Genomic DNA, 17,116 nt, shown 5'->3' on the forward strand with positions numbered 1-17,116 from the left:
CGTTTCATCGGCACTCCATACAACAATTCCAATTAGCTATAACCAGACAGAAGTGATTGCACAACCAAGTGCCAACCATCTACCATGACAAACAGCAAAATTTTAAATGGCAAGGAAATGATAACAGGTGGTAACATCATCATTCCCATAGACATTAATGTCGTAGAAACGACCAGATCGATAACTAGAAATGGTAGATAAATCATAAAACCGATCTGAAAAGCTGTTTTCAATTCACTGATGGTATAAGCAGGTACAAGTGCCGACATTGGAATTTGATTGACATTTTTAGGAGTCTGCATGTGCCTAAATTGCAGAAATAATTGTAAGTCATCAGGTCTCGTCTGTTTAGCCATAAATTGCTTAAACGGTATTTCCGCCTGACGCAAAGCAGCGCTTTCTGACAACTTACCTGCTAGAAAAGGCTGTAATGCATGCTGATTGGCTTGCTGAAATGTTGGTTCCATAACAAAAAAAGTAAGAAAAAGCGCTAAGCCAATCAGAACCTGATTGGGTGGAGATTGTTGCAAAGCTAGCGCACTTCGAACAAAAGAAAGCACCACAATCATCCGAGTAAAAGAAGTCATTAACAGCAAAATTGCCGGCGCAACCGACAGAACGGTCAGTAACAAAACAATTTGAACCGTACTGTCTACTGATTGGCGCGAATTAGATGTTCCCAACGACAAATGAAGACCCGGCAAAAAACTGTTGGTCTGATTGGAAGCGGTTGCTGCATATAAATTGGGATGATAAGCAAAAAAACAGATACAGACGGAAAGCAGCAACAAAGTGATTTGCCAATGTCTTTTTTTCATGATTTTCTCTCTTTGCTGTCCTTTCCCTTGGATTCCGCATAACGTTGACGAGCGTTTTCGACAGCACTCGACAACGAAGCGGCAAACGACTGTCTCGAAGGTTGGAGAGTAGCTTCCGATTCATCCCACGGTTCGGAAATCTGATCGAGCAGTGTAATATTTTCTCCAACCCCAAGCACATAGCGTTTTCCAGAGATTTCAACTACCTGTATAGAGCGATTTTGAGCTAATTGGCGGGCTGCAAGTACCTTAATCGTTCCGCGTTCAGCCACTGACGTCCGTCTGGCTAAAAAACGAATAACAACGATAATCAATGCAATAATAATCACAAACGAGAGTACAAATTGAAAATAAGTCATTAAAGGGGGACCGGCATTGGGCAAAGGCGGGCTAGAATTCTTGCTAGCTGCATATGCTACCACAGGCAACATGCCCATCTCATTAACGAAAGCTAGAAAAAAACTTCCCGCCATGACTGTAATTTTTCTACGCAAGTGCTTTTCGCACCGCTTCCACAACGCGATCGGCCTGAAACGGTTTCACAATAAAGTCTTTTGCTCCGGCTTGAATAGCATCGATGACCATAGCCTGTTGTCCCATAGCCGAACACATAATCACTCGAGCGTTCGGATCAATGGAGCGAATTTTCTTTAAAGCTTCTATGCCATCCATTTCAGGCATGGTAATGTCTAAGGTAACCAAATCCGGAGTTAATTCTTGGTATTTTTCTACTGCTTGGTTGCCGTCCGCCGCTTCTCCGACTACTTCAAAATTGTTCTTAGTAAGAATGTCCTTAATCATCATTCGCATAAATGCTGCGTCGTCGACAATCAAAATCCGGTTTGCCATGTTATTATTGACCTCCACATTTTATCTAATTTTATAAATTCCTCACTCGTTCAGAGGGGCTAATGATATCCGTAACCCGGACGCCAAAGTTTTCGTCAATGACCACAACTTCTCCTGTCGCGATTTTTTTATTATTTACAAGAATATCGACAGGTTCGCCAGCCAGTTTGTCCAATTCAAAGATTGAACCAGGTGCCAAATCGAGAACTTCGCGTATCATGCGCTTCGTTCTGCCGAGTTCTACTGTGATATTGAGTGGAACATCAAACAACAGTTCTAAATTTCGCGGTTGTCCATGAGAAGTTACTTCCAATCCGCCAAAATCCACAAATTCCGGACGTTGAACGGTGGTTGACGGACGATTTTTTAACGCTTCTGCCGAAGCTGCAACCTCTTTTTTTGCTGCATTTGGGATTTCTTCTTGTATCCCTGCAGTCAGATTTGCTGAAGGTTGTGAAGAAACCGTGTCGGTAATTTCCGGGCTCATATTTTCAGTTGATGAATCAGATGCATGAAATCCTAGTTTATTCAGCAATTCATCTGCAAATTGGAGAGGCATTAACTGCATGATGCGCGAATCAATCAGCTCCCCGACTTTCAAGGCAAACTCTACGTTGACCAACCACCCTTTAAAGCCAAGGTCAATACTGTCATCACTTGCCAAATCGACTACTCTGACATTCGGTGGAGAGATATCAATACGACTGCCAAAAATCTGTGACATAGAAGTAGAGGCGCCGCCCATCATTTGATTCATGGCCTCACCCACGGCACTTAGGTGGAGTTCATTTAATTCACCTGAAATATTCGTTCCATCTCCACCAAGCATCAAATCGGCTATCGTTTTGGCATCATCCAGTTCAATGGCCAGTGCGTTCGAACCTTTTAATCCCACTGTATATTCTACAGTAACTAACACATATGGTTTGGGAAACTGATTAGGCAGTTCTTGAGCATTTATAATAGAGACACTAGGAGTAGTAATCTCCACCCGTTGTTGCAACAAGGTTGACAATGCTGTGGCAGCTGAGCCAAAAGAAATATTGCCAATTTCCCCAAGGGCATCCGCCTCTTCATTGGTCAATGCCTGATTTTTCTCGGATGTTTGATTTCCTCCTCGAAAGAGTGCATCAATTTCTTCCTGGGAGAGTGCTTGTTGATCGCTCATGATCCGCCTCCTCCTTCCATTCTCTCAGTATGCGGATGGCCATTTTTCCGCGCATTTTGCCAATTCTAGCTGTAAATGTGGGCACTTCGTCTACGTAAACCGTGACAGGCGCAGAAATTGGATGATTGAGGGGAATCATATCCCCCACCTGTAACTCCAAGACATCACGCACTGTCAATTCAGCCTGACCCAGAGCGACAGCCATAGAAACTTCCATACCTTGCATATGGTTGGCGAGTTTCATTTGTTCGGCTGAGCTCGATTCCCTGTCGCGTAAACCATCCATGAAAAACTGGGTGGAAAGATTATGCATAATAGGCTCTATCGTCACATGCGGAACACAAAGATTGATGAGTCCTGTGACTGGTCCCACTCGGGCACTTAAAGTAATCACAAGCACCGTTTCGTTAGGTGTAGAAAGTTGCAAAAATTGCGGATTACTTTCCACAGAAAGAAACTCAGGTTGTAAATCAACCACATTGTGCCAGGATTCGCGAAAAAACTGCTCAGTCTGTTCAAGAAATGGTCGCATCAGAGCTTGCTCAATCTCTGTTAATTCTCGTTCTTTGTAAGGCCCTTGCACAACACCGCCCATCATCCTATCGATGATGGCAAAGACAATTTGCGGGTTGATTTCCATCACAATTTTTCCTGGCAACGGATGAAACGCCAACAGTTCTATCACTGTTAATATCGGGATCGAGCGAATAAATTCCTCATAGGGAACTTGATCGACCGACTCCACTTGAATCTGCACCACACTTCGCAACTGTCCGGATAAATATGTGGTCATCAACCTGGCAAAATGTTCATGAATGCGCGAGATAATGCGAATGTGATCTTTCGAAAAACGCATAGCACGCCGAAAATCATACGTTCGTACACGAGTAGAAGCTGCCTCTTCACGAATGTCTTCTGCTTTGACTTCGCCTTTCGTAAGCGCTGATAGCAATGCGTCAATCTCAGATTGAGAGAGCACCTCCGACAACCGACTCTCCCCCTCTCTATTGAACGACAATTTGCGATAAATAGACTTTTGTCACATCGCCATGCGGTAACTCTGCATTAACGGTCTTTTGAATGGCCGTACGCAATTGATTAAATCCCGAGACTTGCTGTAGTTCACTAGCCGTAAACTGACGCATTAACCCATTCACGGAGTTCTCAATTTCTGGCATCATGACATTGATTTCATTCTTGGTGCTGCTTGAATCCGCCTGTAAAGTCATGGTGAATTGAATCAGTCCACTTGACCCTAAATTTGTTGTCATTTGTGGAAATGAAACCTGCAACTGGGCTTCCTGTTGAGGAGTCAAAGCAGGTTTGGCGGCAGGAGTGCGTGGGTGCAGCAAAAACAGATAAGCCCCTACGCCAAGCACACATAATATAGCAATAATTAACAAAATGATGACCATCCAAATCAGCGGCTTTTTCAAACGCTCTCTCCTCTCCTTGCCACCATGCCCAGCATACCTACCTGTTGCAAGAAAGCGGCAACACGCTGAGTCACTTCTTCTGGGCTCTCATGAATGACGTATTTGTGGCCATTTGTCAGAGTAATAATGGTATCGGGCGTTTTCTCAATTGATTCAATCAGAATAGGATTCAACCATAGATCTGAACCATTAATTCTCTTTAAGGCAATCAACTCTACCGCCTCCATTGGGCGGCCACCCAGAAGGTGGCCGCAGCGAAAAGATATCAGACGTTATTCATCAGCGTCTGAAGAATCTGCTTGTCCGTAGAAATGACTTGTGAATTTGCAGCATAACCATTCTGGGCGACAATCATTTCCGCAAATTCTTGAGTTAAATCCACATTAGACTGCTCAACAGCACCAGACTGTAAAGTACCACTAGTAGAACTCGGCTGGCCAAAAGTGGCCTGCCCTGAATTGCCTGTTACGCTCCACTCTGAATCGCCAATTTTTTGTAATCCACCGTAATTGGGAAATGTAGCAAGCGCCAGGTAGCCAATTACGTGAGTATTTCCACTTGTGTCAGTGACCGTAATGGATCCGTTTGAACCAATGGTGACGTTTGGATTAGAGGCAAGGGTCCAAGAACCAGTGGTCGAGCTTGAATTGGGATTGCCTCCAGCCTGGGTTACTAATGTATTAATATTAATGGGTACTAGATTACCTGTATTGGGGGAAGAATTGCTGGAACTGGTTACCTCGTAACCCAACACCACATTGCCATTAGGCAAAACTAAATTGCTGTTGGCGTCCAGTGAAAAATCTCCTGCACGCGTATAGTAGACAGAGGAATTAGAACCAGATAACTGATTGTTGGTAAGAGCTATGCTGCTATTCGGATCGGGTGTTACAGCAAACAATCCTGCACCATTGATGGCCACATCCAAAGGATTGCCCGTCGTTTGATCCGCTCCTTGCGTCCATTCATTTTGAATGGCTTCAATTTGTGTCCCCAGTCCAACTTGCTGTGCGTTTACACCGCCCGATAAATTGGTGCTAGTAGAGGTAGCACCTGTATACGTTGGCGCAGTCGCACCTGACAAAGTTTGACTCAGCATGTCAGCAAATACCGCACGTGCCGATTTATAACCAATGGTATTGACGTTCGCAATATTGTTGCCAACTACATCAAGGTCAGTCTGAAACGCATCCATTCCAGACACAGCAGAACCTAATGAGCGTAACATGGTTCATCCTCCTCGTTGTCCACAGAATTTTATCCTAATATTTTTCGAGATCTCTTTGCTTTTCATTGAAACGGTTCAGTCGCTCCCCGTTTCACAGTCTCCCTTGCGGGTCCAACTGCGGAACCATGACCACACTGTCGATTTTGGTAATCACTTCATTGGATAGTTCAGACCAGGAAGTAATGACCGTACGACTTGGCACGTGCACTAGGAAACCATTTTTCCCATACATCAATAAAGCTTCCTTACCACCTTTGGCTGCAACGCGATCGACCCCTTGCCCAATCTGCTCCCAATCCTTTTTAGAAAGCTCTATACCCCTTTCGCGCAATCTCATTGCAGCATGACCACTGATTTTCAAATTGGCCACCGATTCGCTCTGCTTGTTTTGAACCGATTCAGCCTTCTGTAAAAAATCCGCAAAAGGTGAGACAGATGGAGCTTGGGAAGTTTGATTGGCCGTTGAAGAAGTATTGTACAACTTCGCATTGGCACCAGACTGCAACCGGCCGACTAAGGAATACGGCAACGGCTCGCCTTTCATTTAAGAGTTCATCTCCTCAACATCAGACAACGGGTACGCCTGTTGATTAATCAGCACTTCAGGACCGTTTTGTCCCATCTGTACTCCGCTCACCTGACCAGTCACTGTTTGACTGCCGTTTTTGATTTGGACAGTGGTACCAAGTAATTGATGAGCCAATAGCATACTGATATCCGTCACTAAATTTTGTACTTCTGTCTGAGTACTACTTGTGGATTGAGCTACAGCAGTCATTTGCTGAAGCGCTGTAAATTGGGCAAGTTGAGATAGAAATTGGGTATTCGACATAGGGTTCAGTGGATCTTGATATTTCATTTGTTGAACCATCAGTTGCATGAATGAGTTTTGACTCAACTCCTGATTGCTCAGTATGCTCGATCCATTGACTGACATGATATTCCCTCCTTAAACTTTGATGTCAATACGAGAAATTTGAGCCTCATGACTACCCCGCTGCCCGATGGACCATCGGGTTGCAGTACTCGATACAGCCAGTTCTGCAGATGGCACACTTTTGCTAGAACGGCTAAAGGGTCGACCTGAAGATTGCTGCCCACCCGTAAAGGACTGACCATTTTGCAATCCCACTGCTAAACCACTCAGTTGAATTCCGCTTCCTTGCAAGCTCGTTTGTAGTTCGGAAATTTTGGATTGGAGCCATTGCAAAGTAGCGGACTGTGAGGCCAACATTTGTATTTGGATGCCCGCATCCGTTTTTTGAACTTGAATGGAGATACTCCCCAACCCTTCCGGATGAACCTGAACGGTCAATTGCTGAAGATTTTTTTGTTTACCAAGCACGATAAACTGATTCATCATCTGCACGGCATCAGGATGCTGCAAATGAAACTGCAGTTGCCCAGATGTACTGCCCGAAAATGGATCCAAAGACATTTTCGTGATTTGTGCACTAGTTGGTTCAATCCATAGATTTTGTTGCGAACTAGGAGATGCGGTTTTCACAAGCAATTTTTTGAATGATAGAGTAGAAATGCTCGATTTTCCACGATTACGGGAAACATTCTTTGCTGAATTGGACAACCCGGTAGACTGATTCACTTTCAATAACCTCTGTCGATGGCGGATGGAACGACTTAACGTAAGACGAACATCCGTTCGAGACAAATTTGTAACAATAGCTTTAGCAGATTCAGCCTCCATCGATGATTGTTGCAATATCCCTCTTTTGATTAGGGGTTTTTGGGCTGAACTGCTTTCGTCAGCATTGACAGTCTGGTTCCATAAGGATTCCGGTACCGCCGTTTTTTTATCCTTATTGGATCCTTCAACAGAAATCTTCCCATCCGCAAGATAAGAGGTTCTAGAAACCGCAACACTTGAAAACTTTTGAGCAGTAAGCAATATGTCGGATCGAACAGACAAGTGTTTAACTTTCTTTACTAGACTTGAAAGTAATGTTAAGGGTTCTTCACTCATTGCAAAAAAATCTTTTGGCTTTTTTCCATTTGCATGTATTTGCTCTGTAACGGCCCTATGCGCTCGATGAAACGAATTTTTGTTCAACATCCTCTGGGTTTGCACCGGAACTGAAAAAGGCACAGACGCAGAAACAGGTTCTTGTTGAACAGAAGAACTTGCATGCTTTGCTACTCTGGTTGACTGCCCATGCAGATCATTGGCATTGCCTTTCTGTCGTAAATGTCCCTTAGCCTTTCGGGATAAACTATTGTTCGCATCTAACTTTTCCATCCCGTTACCCAGCAAATGGTGAAAAGAGATTTGCGAAAGTCTATGAGATTGGGAAGATTCGTTCGATTTTATCTTCTCTGCAGAAAGTTGGCTTTCAGAAGTACCCTGTTGGAATAACGCATTCATATGACTCATCATCATGTTCGTAATCACCTCCTTTCAATGTTTTTGAAAACAAAGTTTGTTATCCGAAAGATTTCATTGTCCTCACTTCAATTAAGATTGATTCTGCGGTGCAAAACTTGCTGCCATACTCAATAGTTCACTTGCCAAGTTTGGGGGAACATCGGCTAAAATCGCTCCCGAATCACTTGCAGGCATTTGCGCAATCGTCCTGGCTGCTTCTTCGGGAGTCATTTTTTCCAAGACTGCCGCTGCACTTTGGGGATCCATTTGAATAAGGATATTACTTTCTGCTTTAGCGGTTGCATTGGCAGAAATTTGTGATTTCAACTGACTTTGTAATTTATCAATTTCCTGCTGCAGCACATGTATTTGTTGAATATCCGAGTCCACTGAAGCTTGCAGCCGGTTATCGGTCGATCGCGCTACAGACAGTTGACTTTGCAAAGATACAACTTCCTGTTGCGCAGCAGTTGAATGAGATGTTTGTGGCTTCCCTTGAAATAGCCGCTGAGCGGTTTTCATCACTGGAAATCCCACGAAAGACAGTGCTCCACCAATTAATCCAACTGCAATGAGCACAGTCAGTATCAAGAGCAATCCCCATATTAAAATGCGCTTCACTATGGAATTGGACCCCGCAGTCATATCCTTAGCCACCGGCAGTTTGACTCCTTCCAAAGCGAATCATTGCAACTTCATCTGCTTCACGCTGCACACTCGCTGCAACTTCAGCCTGCCACTCCTCGTCCAACTTACCCACAATAGATTTCCATTTCTCAGATTGTTGATGAGCTTTATGGAGTTGAGTACGTTTTAGATTGGCTTGACCTTCCAATTCAGAAAGCCATTCCTGATACCTCATGAGTTGTTGTTGTAAATATCGAACACGCTGTTCCCATAAGGGCCAGTCTTGAAGCAAAGAAATATCGGCCCGATTGTGCATCGCCATCGTCAATTCATCTTTCAAAGACGCCATTTGCTCGGTGACAGATACGATTTGAGAAAGCGCATACGCATACTCTCTTTCTGCCTGTTCTTGCAATTTGCCTTGAATCTTTCCAAAACGTTTGGAAAATCTATGAAAATCATTCATGTCGTTACCCCCACCAACTCAGCTAATCTGCGCATTGTTGTGGAATAGTCTTCTTTTTCTTCTTTGTCCTGGCGTAGAAACTTTACAATCTCAGGCATTTTTCGAATAGCCATGTCAGCATCAGGATCGGATCCTGGTTGGTAAGCTCCTATACGGACTAAATCTTCCACATCTCGATAACGCTGTAGCCAACCTCTCAAAACACGTGTCGCTTCCAACTGTTCTGAACTAGCAAGAGTCGGAAAAAGCCTGCTAATACTAGCTAAAACATCAATTGCCGGAAAATGTCCCGAATGAGCAATTTTTCTTGAAAGAACCACATGGCCATCTAGAATGCCGCGGACAGCATCGGATATCGGATCATTTAAATCATCTCCGTCCACAAGAACAGTGTAGAAAGCGGTGATGGTACCACGATGACCGGCTCCAGCACGTTCGAGAAGCTTCGGCAAAGCTGCAAAAACAGAGGGAGTATAGCCTCGACTGGTTGGTGGTTCTCCAGCGGCCAACCCCACTTCACGTAAAGCCATGGCAAAGCGAGTAATCGAATCTAACATGAGATTGACGTGTAAACCTTCATCACGAAAAGACTCTGCAATCGCTGTAGCCACATGCGCCGCTTTTAATCGGACAAGCGCAGGCTGATCTGATGTGGCCACTACTACAACACTTCGCGACAAGCCTTGCGAACCAAGATCGTGCTCTAAAAACTCCCGAACTTCTCTTCCCCGTTCACCAATGAGGGCAATGACACTCACATCCGCTTCTGCATGTCTTGCAATCATGGAAAGAAGTGTTGATTTGCCAACGCCGCTCCCAGCAAAAATCCCCATTCTCTGCCCACGTCCTACCGTCAACAGCGAATCGATTGCACGTATGCCTGTAATAAACGGTTTATCAATCATCAATCTCTGCAACGGATGAGGAGAAGAAGTCTCCAGCTTAGCTTCTCCCTCTTGATCATCCAGACTGGGTCCATCATCCATCACTTGACCCAAACCATTCAACACGCGTCCTAACAATTGCATGCCTGAGGGAACCACAAGTGAACTCCCGGAGACAATGACATCCGCTCCAGGAGCTACTGCGCGAATTTCACCCAACGGCATTAAGACAAGGCGCTCATCGCGAAAACCGACAACTTCAGCCAGGCACTCTGTTCCCAGTTCAGATACAATTCGACAAACATCACCCACCATAGCACGAGGACCGATAGACTCAATGGTCATACCTACAACTTTCGTTACTCGACCAGTCAAGCGAAACAACCGTGTCTCAGATAATTGTTGAAGAAATTTATCCAACGGCTGACTCATGGCAAGACACTCCGTTCAATGAATTCCTTGAACAAAGGGTGTAATAGCTCTATTTTTGTCTCAACCGTTGCATCCACACGCCCCACATTACTGCGTATCTCAAAACCACCTTGAGTCACCGTTTCGTCTGTAATCACGATTATTTCTTGTTGTAGACCTTGTTGATGAACGCGATCTAAAAACCACTCAGGTAGACGCCGATAATCATCTGGATGAAGATGAATTTCAATTTTTCCAGCATCAAGAACGACACGGAGTGCTGATTTTATTTCCTCTTCAATTTCTGCAGGTTGCAAATGCAATTCTCTATCCAAGAGGCGACGCAAAGATTCCATTACTGCAGTCGATAAAGGTTCAACGACATGACCAGCAATCTTCGCAGGCAACTGACTACATTCCATCATCAACTGAATGAATTCATCCATATATTTTTGATACTGAACCTCAAATTCTTGATAAGCATGCCATTTCCCCTCTTCATAACCACTCTCATAACCAGCCTGACGAGCTGACTCAGTAATACTGGCAGCATCCAATTTCGCTTTTTCCAAAAGCCGTTGAGCGGAACGTTCCGCCTCAATGAGCAAAGCTTCTACTTTTCTTCGCTCAGCTTCCCAAAATTCAGCTAGTCCAAACTGATGTGGTTCACAAGTATGATGAGCAACCAATTCACTGACTGATTCTGTCGATCGCAATTCTGGCGCTGGAATTGCAGTTGAGCCACTGATATGAATATTTTTAAGGGTGTGCTTCATAACATTAGACAATGATATCGTCACCCCCGCCCCGAGCCACAATGATTTCTCCAGATTCCTCAAGTCGACGAATGACACCTACAATACGTTGCTGGGCATCTTCCACATCCCGCAAACGGACAGGCCCCATAAATTCCATATCTTCCTTAAAGGTCTCGACCATCCTCTTTGACATATTTTCAAATACAATATTCTGAACTTCTTCACTGGAAACTTTGAGCGCAAGTTGTAAGTCTTTTGGATCGACATCGCGAATAACGCGCTGAATGGAACGTCCATCCAAAAGCACAATATCTTCGAAAACAAACATTTTACGTTTGATTTCATCAGCCAATTCTGGATTTTCCAATTCAAGAGTCTCCAAAATAGCTTTTTCTGTACTGCGATCTACACCATTCAAAATTTTAACTACCGCATCCACACCACCAGTTTGCGTACTGTCAAACGAGGCCATAGTCGATAATTTTTCTTCTAAAACTTCCTCGACATTCGCAATTACATCAGGAGAAGTGCCGGACATCAGAGCTATTCTGCGAGCAACGTCTGCTTGTAAATTGTGCGGTAAAGCCGAGATAATAAGGGATGCCTGAGCCGGTTCTAAATAAGTAAGCACCAAAGCCATAGTTTGCGGGTGCTCATCTTGCAAAAAACTCAACAATTGGTTTGGATCAGCTTTTCGGGCAAAATGAAAGGGACGTACTTGCAGGCTTGCCGTCAATTTTTGCAAAATACTCTCTGCTTGCTCCGCACCCAGAGCTTTTTCTAATGCTTCTCGAGCAAACGAGATACCACCTGTTGTGATATATTCTTTAGCCATGGCTATATCCCGAAACTCTTTCAGAACAGACTCCCGTTGTTCCAAATCCACTTTACTCAAGTTGGCAATTTCAAAGGTCAGTTGTTCAACCTCTTCAGGAGTCAACTGCTGATAAATTTTGGCTGCCACTTCATGCCCTAACGAAATCAGCAGAATCGCTGCTTTCTGTCGTCCAGAAATTTTTCGAGCCTTTTGCACAGAAAAGCACCCCCTTCCTCATCAGGAATCCATTAACCAAGAGCGAAGCAAACTAGCGAATTCTTCAGGCTTTTTACTTGCCAAAGTTGCTAACTGTTCTTTCATTTTTTCTTCATCACGTAAAGGCAAATTTCCCAGTTCTTCAACCGCATCATTAGCAAAAACAAGTTGTTCATCCATCTTAAGTTTTGATCTTTGATTGCGCCTGTATAAGAAAAAGCCCCCACCAAGAACAATTAATGCCAGCAAACCAAGACCAGCATAGAGTAAACTGTTGTTTTTCTGCGGAAATTGCACTGGCTGCTGCTTATTGAATGGCATAACCGCAACTGAGATAGAATTTCGATTACCAGGCGCAGCTTGTCCAACTGCGTTTGCAACAAAATTTTTAATTTGATTTAAAGTGGATGATGGAATCGACTGACTAGTCCCATTGAGAAACACAGCCACCGAGTATCCATTGATTTGGACCGGATCGGCAACCTTTGTTGTATTGACATAACTGTTTGCATAATTCGTTGTGGACTGTGAACTAGTGGAAGTGCTATTGCCAGTCGAACCGTTTGCCGCATAAGTAGACAACCCTGGATTTGTGCTCGCTTGTCCAGCCGGTCCACCTGCTGCACTGCCATTTGTCGAAGAACTGCGTATTGTCTGAGTACTGGTTGGCAGACCTGTAGTTTGGCCTGGGGCAGGCTGTAGAATATGTGATTTAGTAGTTACCTGATTAAAAGAGATATTCGCATGAACCATAACCACCGCGTTGCCAGTACCCACTATTTGATCCAATCCTGCTTGCAATTGTTGAGTCATACTTTGATCAAGCTGTTGACGAATAGCGATTTCAGAAGATGTCGTAGTGGAAAGACCCAATGCTCCATTAGCCGAATCAGAAGAGGATAGCGTAATTCCGTTTTGATCAACCACCGTAACATTATTGACACTTAATCCCTTGACTGAATCAGCGACCAATTGCTGTATCCCAGCCACTTGTGCAGGTGACAATTGAACTCCTGTCCCTAACTGAAGGAAAACGGAAGCTTTAGCTGTACCCTCCGGCTGCGAGATGAAAATTTGCTGCTGAGGCATAACAATGTAGACTTGAGCACTCTCTACCCCATTGATACTTTCAATAGTATTGCTCAGATTTTCTTGAAGCGCATTTAAAACTTGTAAGTTGAACTGATCCTGCGTCATTCCAAACGAAGATGAAACCGAACTGTATCCTATGTAACCCGATTTTGGCAATCCCGCCATAGCGAGCTGAATCCGAGCTGTATTGGCATCGTTTTGTGGAACCAATACGGACGAACCCTCAATCTCGGAAGGAATTTTTAAATTTTCTAATTGTGTTTGGACTTCCCCCAAAGATTGATTGTCAAGACCAGACATTATCGTAACGTAGTTTGGACGCAAAGCAATCCAAAGGATTGCTATGAGCGCTACCAAAAAAGCCACTATCGCAATCAGTATGTTTCTCTTTTGATTAGGAGTAAACGAAGACCATCGACTTCGGATCCTCAATGCGTAACTCTTGATTGTCTCGCCCAAGTTTGCCCACCTTGTCCTTTATCTAGCTGACCCTTGCCCACATGAGGTAGAGGAATACTGCGGCAATCTCACTACACTTGCATATTCATGACTGTGTTGTAAGCATTAACCACACGATTATTGACCTGAACCAGCGCATCCAAGGCAATCGACGCCTTTTGTTCAGCAACCATAACTTGATCAATAGAAATATTGCCACCTTCAGCATAATCGATTGCTGTTTGGTCGGCATTCTGAGACAGTTGATTCACTTGTCCCAATGCATTCTGAAGATATTGCAGGAAATTTTCACCTGAAGTATGGTGAGCTGAAGATTTGGACGATGTTTGTAAAGAAGGGATGATTTGAGAAAGGCCAAATACAGGATTTACCGTCATCACTTACCCCTGCTTTCTCTATAAAATCTAACTATTTACCAAGATTAATAGCAGACATCATCATACTTTTTGTAGCATCAAACGCTGTAGCATTTGCTTCATAGGCACGACTGGCGGACATCAAGTCTACCATTTCAGTGCTTATATTTACATTAGGCATTTCCACATAGCCATTTACCGCATCTGGAGAAGAAGGATCGTAAACGAGCTTAAATGGACCAGGTGCCTGTACAATCGCAGATACTTGAACACCGTCCGTAGCGTTCGATACATTTTGAACACCAGCTTGTTGCAAAGCGTCAGCAAAACTACCCGAAGCAGCAATGGGTTGCAATATAGCAATCTCTTTACGATAAGGGCCACCTTGAGGAGTACGAGTAGTATCTGCATTCGCGATATTATTAGAGACAACATCCATGACCAAACGTTGCGCGGTCAGCCCAGAAGCACTGATGGATAAACTCCCCATCCATCCCGCCATCTTCATCAGCCTCCATTGATTGCAGTTTGCAATCTTTGAAATCTCATTTGCATATCTTGAACTAACGCATTATAACGAATTGCATTTGCTGCCATTTTGGCCATCTGACTATCCAGACTCACATTGTTACCATTATTTTCAATACTAGTATTCGAGGTTGTAATAACTGGATTACTTTGTAAAAAAGACGAAACATTGAGATTCGCAGTGTCTGAAAAGATTGGAATATATTTTTGCTGCATGAGTTGCGAGGATTGATTTAGAACATTCGAGAAAGTCACATGCTCGGTTTTATAACCCGGAGTATTCACATTAGCAATATTATTGGCATACACCTGTTGGCGTAAATCGGCAATCTGCAGCGCTTTATCCAAAGCGTCCATTGCTATTCCATCAAGCACATAAACTCCTCCAAACCTTTTCACACATCACACAGTCAATATCAAGCTTTATTTCTTCAGTGAACGCTACTTTATTCGTCAATAACCGACAAATTCCTGCACAAAAATCCATTATCTCAAAACAAGTGGATAAGAGTTTTTTACTCCAGTTTTGAATCCAGCATCGAGAATGGCAAAAAAATAAAGCGCCCCAAATCCGGGACGCAAAAACAACTCGAGAAACTTGCTTATATTTACTGAGTATCTATGAATCAGATTTCACTTGGATTGAAAAAATCATCGTTTACGCTAAAGACTTATAGAATATATTGACTCAGATCACGATTAACAACAATATTTTTCAATTTTTCATCCACATATTCAGGTGTAATTGTCACTTGTCCCAGATGAACCTCAGGAGCTTCAAAAGACAAATCCTCTAGTACTCTTTCAAGTAAAGTATGCAAACGTCGGGCTCCAATATTTTCAGTTTCCTGATTGACTTTTTCCGCCATCTCAGCAATACGCAAAATCGCTTCTTCTGTAAATTCAACATGAACCCCTTCAGTTTCCAGAAGAGCGGCGTACTGTCTAAGCAGCGAATGTTTAGGTTCTTTTAAAATTCTCACGAATTCTGCAGCGGTCAATGGTTCTAATTCAACACGAATGGGAAAGCGTCCCTGTAATTCCGGAATTAAATCAGACGGTTTAGCCATGTGAAATGCTCCTGCGCCAATAAATAAAATATGATCTGTTTTGACTGCCCCATATTTAGTGGCTACAGTAGAACCTTCAACTATTGGAAGTATATCTCTCTGCACTCCCTCCCTTGATACATCCGGACCACGAGAATCTTTGCCAGCAATCTTATCTAATTCGTCTATAAAAATAATGCCTCGATTTTCTGCACGAAAAATGGCTTCCGATGTTACTGAATCCATATCGATTAACCTTTGGGCTTCTTCTTGAGCAAGAACTTCTCGAGCTTCCCGTACGGTCATTTTTCTTCTCTTACGATTTTTAGGTAGTAGATTTCCTAAGGCTTCCTGTAAGTTGCCAAGCCCTTCCGCTCCAATTCCCGGCATAAAACCAATCGGAGCCTGAGTTTGTTCTTCAACATCTATTTCAATCAGGCGTTCTTCCAATATCCCCATATCCAGTTGTTGTTTCATCCTTTTTCTCTCATTACGAACCGATTCAGAAGGTTGATGGTTATGCTGTTGACCACCAGCAAACAGCATCTCGAATGGATTGACACCTGATTTTTTAGACTCCGGATCGGGAACAAGCGCCTCCAAAATCCGTTCGTCAGCAGCTTTGCGCGCTTCATCTTGCACACGTTGCATTTGTTCAGATTTGACCATGCGTATAGCTGTTTCAACGAGATCGCGAATCATCGCTTCAACATCTCGTCCAACATATCCTACTTCCGTGAATTTTGTCGCTTCAACCTTAATAAAAGGCGCGCCAACCAATCGACTTAAGCGTCTCGCGATTTCTGTCTTACCTACGCCTGTTGGTCCAATCATTAGAATATTTTTGGGTGTGATTTCTTCCTGCCATTCCACATTGAGACGACCTCTTCGATAACGATTACGCAATGCAACAGCAACAGCTCGCTTCGCCGCCTTTTGACCGACAATATATTTATCAAGTTCTTCAACAATCTGCTTTGGGGTCAAATCCTTGTCCAATCCAATTCCTCCTGTATGAACTTTATTAATTTTCTCACTCTCCAACTGATTCCACGATAATATGATCATTTGTAAATACACATATTTCGGAAGCAATTTGTAATGCGTTTCTGGCGATTTCCGCTGGTTTCATGGAAGTATTACGAGCCAACGCACGTCCAGCTGCCAGCGCATAAGCTCCCCCTGAACCAATGGCACAAATACCATCATCAGGCTCAATCACTTCGCCGTTTCCTGAAACAATAAAGAGAGCGTCTTTATTCATAGTCAATAACATCGCTTCTAAATTTTTTAAAACTTTATCGGAACGCCACTCTTTGGCCAGTTCCACTACAGAACGGGCTAAATTACCATGAAACTCTTCCAATCGCGCTTCAAATTTCTCAAATAAAGTAAATGCGTCTGCAACCGAACCAGCAAAACCAGCTACAACGGAACCATGGTAAAGACGACGAACTTTGCGAGCCCCTTGTTTCATGACCATACTATTCCCAAGAGTGACTTGGCCATCTCCAGCCATGGCACCTTGGCCATCTTTTAATATGGCAAATATCGTTGTTGCATGCATATTCATC

The 17,116-nt window shown here is 43.6% G+C and carries 22 protein-coding genes; all 22 read right to left on the reverse strand.

The window, feature by feature from the left end:
- Positions 1–32: 32 nt before the first annotated feature.
- Positions 33–818, reverse strand: coding sequence for a flagellar type III secretion system pore protein FliP (gene fliP / locus FY534_RS08650; RefSeq protein ID WP_203114322.1), 786 nt, complete (start codon positions 816–818; stop codon positions 33–35).
- Positions 815–1,312, reverse strand: a complete 498-nt coding sequence (locus FY534_RS08655; protein ID WP_203114323.1) for a FliO/MopB family protein — start codon at positions 1,310–1,312, stop codon at positions 815–817. Before FY534_RS08655 ends, fliP begins: the two co-directional genes overlap by 4 nt.
- On the reverse strand, positions 1,305–1,667 hold the full coding sequence (locus FY534_RS08660; protein WP_072874114.1) for a response regulator: 363 nt from the start codon (positions 1,665–1,667) through the stop codon (positions 1,305–1,307). The genes FY534_RS08655 and FY534_RS08660 overlap by 8 nt, the downstream gene beginning before the upstream one ends.
- A 31-nt stretch (positions 1,668–1,698) precedes the next feature.
- The gene (gene fliY / locus FY534_RS08665) at positions 1,699–2,835 is read right to left on the reverse strand and encodes a flagellar motor switch phosphatase FliY (RefSeq protein ID WP_203114324.1); all 1,137 of its coding nucleotides are present in this window, start codon (positions 2,833–2,835) and stop codon (positions 1,699–1,701) included.
- Positions 2,798–3,814 (reverse strand): flagellar motor switch protein FliM, encoded by a 1,017-nt coding sequence (gene fliM / locus FY534_RS08670; protein ID WP_238413746.1) that lies wholly within the window; start codon positions 3,812–3,814, stop codon positions 2,798–2,800. Before fliM ends, fliY begins: the two co-directional genes overlap by 38 nt.
- Before the next feature lie 25 nt (positions 3,815–3,839).
- Positions 3,840–4,271, reverse strand: coding sequence for a flagellar basal body-associated FliL family protein (gene fliL, locus FY534_RS08675; RefSeq protein ID WP_072874117.1), 432 nt, complete (start codon positions 4,269–4,271; stop codon positions 3,840–3,842).
- Positions 4,268–4,498: a flagellar FlbD family protein gene (locus FY534_RS08680; protein ID WP_129583568.1), complete on the reverse strand. Its 231-nt coding sequence runs from the start codon at positions 4,496–4,498 to the stop codon at positions 4,268–4,270. Before FY534_RS08680 ends, fliL begins: the two co-directional genes overlap by 4 nt.
- Before the next feature lie 38 nt (positions 4,499–4,536).
- Positions 4,537–5,499, reverse strand: a complete 963-nt coding sequence (locus tag FY534_RS08685) for a flagellar hook-basal body complex protein (protein WP_072874118.1) — start codon at positions 5,497–5,499, stop codon at positions 4,537–4,539.
- Between the two features lie 91 nt (positions 5,500–5,590).
- Positions 5,591–6,043, reverse strand: coding sequence for a hypothetical protein (locus FY534_RS08690; RefSeq protein WP_203114325.1), 453 nt, complete (start codon positions 6,041–6,043; stop codon positions 5,591–5,593).
- The gene (locus FY534_RS08695; RefSeq protein ID WP_072874119.1) at positions 6,044–6,436 is read right to left on the reverse strand and encodes a flagellar hook assembly protein FlgD; all 393 of its coding nucleotides are present in this window, start codon (positions 6,434–6,436) and stop codon (positions 6,044–6,046) included.
- Between the two features lie 12 nt (positions 6,437–6,448).
- A complete protein-coding gene (locus FY534_RS08700; protein WP_203114326.1) occupies positions 6,449–7,894 on the reverse strand; it encodes a flagellar hook-length control protein FliK in 1,446 nt (481 codons plus the stop codon).
- Positions 7,895–7,969: 75 nt separating this feature from the next.
- Complete coding sequence (locus tag FY534_RS08705) at positions 7,970–8,536, reverse strand: magnesium transporter MgtE N-terminal domain-containing protein (RefSeq protein ID WP_072874121.1); 567 nt, start codon at positions 8,534–8,536, stop codon at positions 7,970–7,972.
- Positions 8,529–8,972, reverse strand: a complete 444-nt coding sequence (locus FY534_RS08710) for a flagellar FliJ family protein (protein WP_203114328.1) — start codon at positions 8,970–8,972, stop codon at positions 8,529–8,531. Before FY534_RS08710 ends, FY534_RS08705 begins: the two co-directional genes overlap by 8 nt.
- Positions 8,969–10,288, reverse strand: a complete 1,320-nt coding sequence (locus tag FY534_RS08715; protein WP_072874123.1) for a FliI/YscN family ATPase — start codon at positions 10,286–10,288, stop codon at positions 8,969–8,971. Before FY534_RS08715 ends, FY534_RS08710 begins: the two co-directional genes overlap by 4 nt.
- On the reverse strand, positions 10,285–11,055 hold the full coding sequence (locus tag FY534_RS08720) for a FliH/SctL family protein (RefSeq protein WP_203114329.1): 771 nt from the start codon (positions 11,053–11,055) through the stop codon (positions 10,285–10,287). Before FY534_RS08720 ends, FY534_RS08715 begins: the two co-directional genes overlap by 4 nt.
- Positions 11,048–12,058, reverse strand: a complete 1,011-nt coding sequence (gene fliG, locus FY534_RS08725) for a flagellar motor switch protein FliG (protein WP_072874125.1) — start codon at positions 12,056–12,058, stop codon at positions 11,048–11,050. Before fliG ends, FY534_RS08720 begins: the two co-directional genes overlap by 8 nt.
- A gap of 21 nt (positions 12,059–12,079) precedes the next feature.
- Positions 12,080–13,609 (reverse strand): flagellar basal-body MS-ring/collar protein FliF, encoded by a 1,530-nt coding sequence (fliF, locus tag FY534_RS08730; protein ID WP_072874126.1) that lies wholly within the window; start codon positions 13,607–13,609, stop codon positions 12,080–12,082.
- A gap of 71 nt (positions 13,610–13,680) precedes the next feature.
- Positions 13,681–13,986: a flagellar hook-basal body complex protein FliE gene (gene fliE / locus FY534_RS08735; protein ID WP_203114330.1), complete on the reverse strand. Its 306-nt coding sequence runs from the start codon at positions 13,984–13,986 to the stop codon at positions 13,681–13,683.
- A gap of 31 nt (positions 13,987–14,017) precedes the next feature.
- Positions 14,018–14,467: a flagellar basal body rod protein FlgC gene (flgC, locus tag FY534_RS08740; RefSeq protein ID WP_129583569.1), complete on the reverse strand. Its 450-nt coding sequence runs from the start codon at positions 14,465–14,467 to the stop codon at positions 14,018–14,020.
- 5 nt (positions 14,468–14,472) lie between these two features.
- Positions 14,473–14,868, reverse strand: coding sequence for a flagellar basal body rod protein FlgB (flgB, locus tag FY534_RS08745; RefSeq protein WP_203114332.1), 396 nt, complete (start codon positions 14,866–14,868; stop codon positions 14,473–14,475).
- A gap of 296 nt (positions 14,869–15,164) precedes the next feature.
- Complete coding sequence (gene hslU, locus FY534_RS08750; protein WP_203115576.1) at positions 15,165–16,610, reverse strand: ATP-dependent protease ATPase subunit HslU; 1,446 nt, start codon at positions 16,608–16,610, stop codon at positions 15,165–15,167.
- Positions 16,576–17,115, reverse strand: coding sequence for an ATP-dependent protease subunit HslV (hslV, locus tag FY534_RS08755; protein WP_072874128.1), 540 nt, complete (start codon positions 17,113–17,115; stop codon positions 16,576–16,578). The genes hslU and hslV overlap by 35 nt, the downstream gene beginning before the upstream one ends.
- Position 17,116 lies beyond the last annotated feature (1 nt).

The organism is Alicyclobacillus sp. TC, assembly GCF_016804365.1.
GTDB lineage: Bacteria > Bacillota > Bacilli > Alicyclobacillales > Alicyclobacillaceae > Alicyclobacillus_I > Alicyclobacillus_I tolerans.

Coding starts and splice junctions, on each gene's coding strand:
- FY534_RS08695 (WP_072874119.1), bottom strand. CDS start 6,436: ATGTCAGTCAATGGATCGAGCATACTGAGCAATCAGGAGTTGAGTCAA.
- fliE (WP_203114330.1), bottom strand. CDS start 13,986: ATGACGGTAAATCCTGTATTTGGCCTTTCTCAAATCATCCCTTCTTTA.
- FY534_RS08685 (WP_072874118.1), bottom strand. CDS start 5,499: ATGTTACGCTCATTAGGTTCTGCTGTGTCTGGAATGGATGCGTTTCAG.
- FY534_RS08710 (WP_203114328.1), bottom strand. CDS start 8,972: ATGAATGATTTTCATAGATTTTCCAAACGTTTTGGAAAGATTCAAGGC.
- hslV (WP_072874128.1), bottom strand. CDS start 17,115: ATGAATATGCATGCAACAACGATATTTGCCATATTAAAAGATGGCCAA.
- FY534_RS08660 (WP_072874114.1), bottom strand. CDS start 1,667: ATGGCAAACCGGATTTTGATTGTCGACGACGCAGCATTTATGCGAATG.
- flgC (WP_129583569.1), bottom strand. CDS start 14,467: ATGGCGGGATGGATGGGGAGTTTATCCATCAGTGCTTCTGGGCTGACC.
- fliY (WP_203114324.1), bottom strand. CDS start 2,835: ATGAGCGATCAACAAGCACTCTCCCAGGAAGAAATTGATGCACTCTTT.
- FY534_RS08700 (WP_203114326.1), bottom strand. CDS start 7,894: ATGATGATGAGTCATATGAATGCGTTATTCCAACAGGGTACTTCTGAA.
- hslU (WP_203115576.1), bottom strand. CDS start 16,610: ATGATCATATTATCGTGGAATCAGTTGGAGAGTGAGAAAATTAATAAA.
- fliP (WP_203114322.1), bottom strand. CDS start 818: ATGAAAAAAAGACATTGGCAAATCACTTTGTTGCTGCTTTCCGTCTGT.
- FY534_RS08680 (WP_129583568.1), bottom strand. CDS start 4,498: ATGGAGGCGGTAGAGTTGATTGCCTTAAAGAGAATTAATGGTTCAGAT.
- FY534_RS08690 (WP_203114325.1), bottom strand. CDS start 6,043: ATGAAAGGCGAGCCGTTGCCGTATTCCTTAGTCGGCCGGTTGCAGTCT.
- FY534_RS08715 (WP_072874123.1), bottom strand. CDS start 10,288: ATGAGTCAGCCGTTGGATAAATTTCTTCAACAATTATCTGAGACACGG.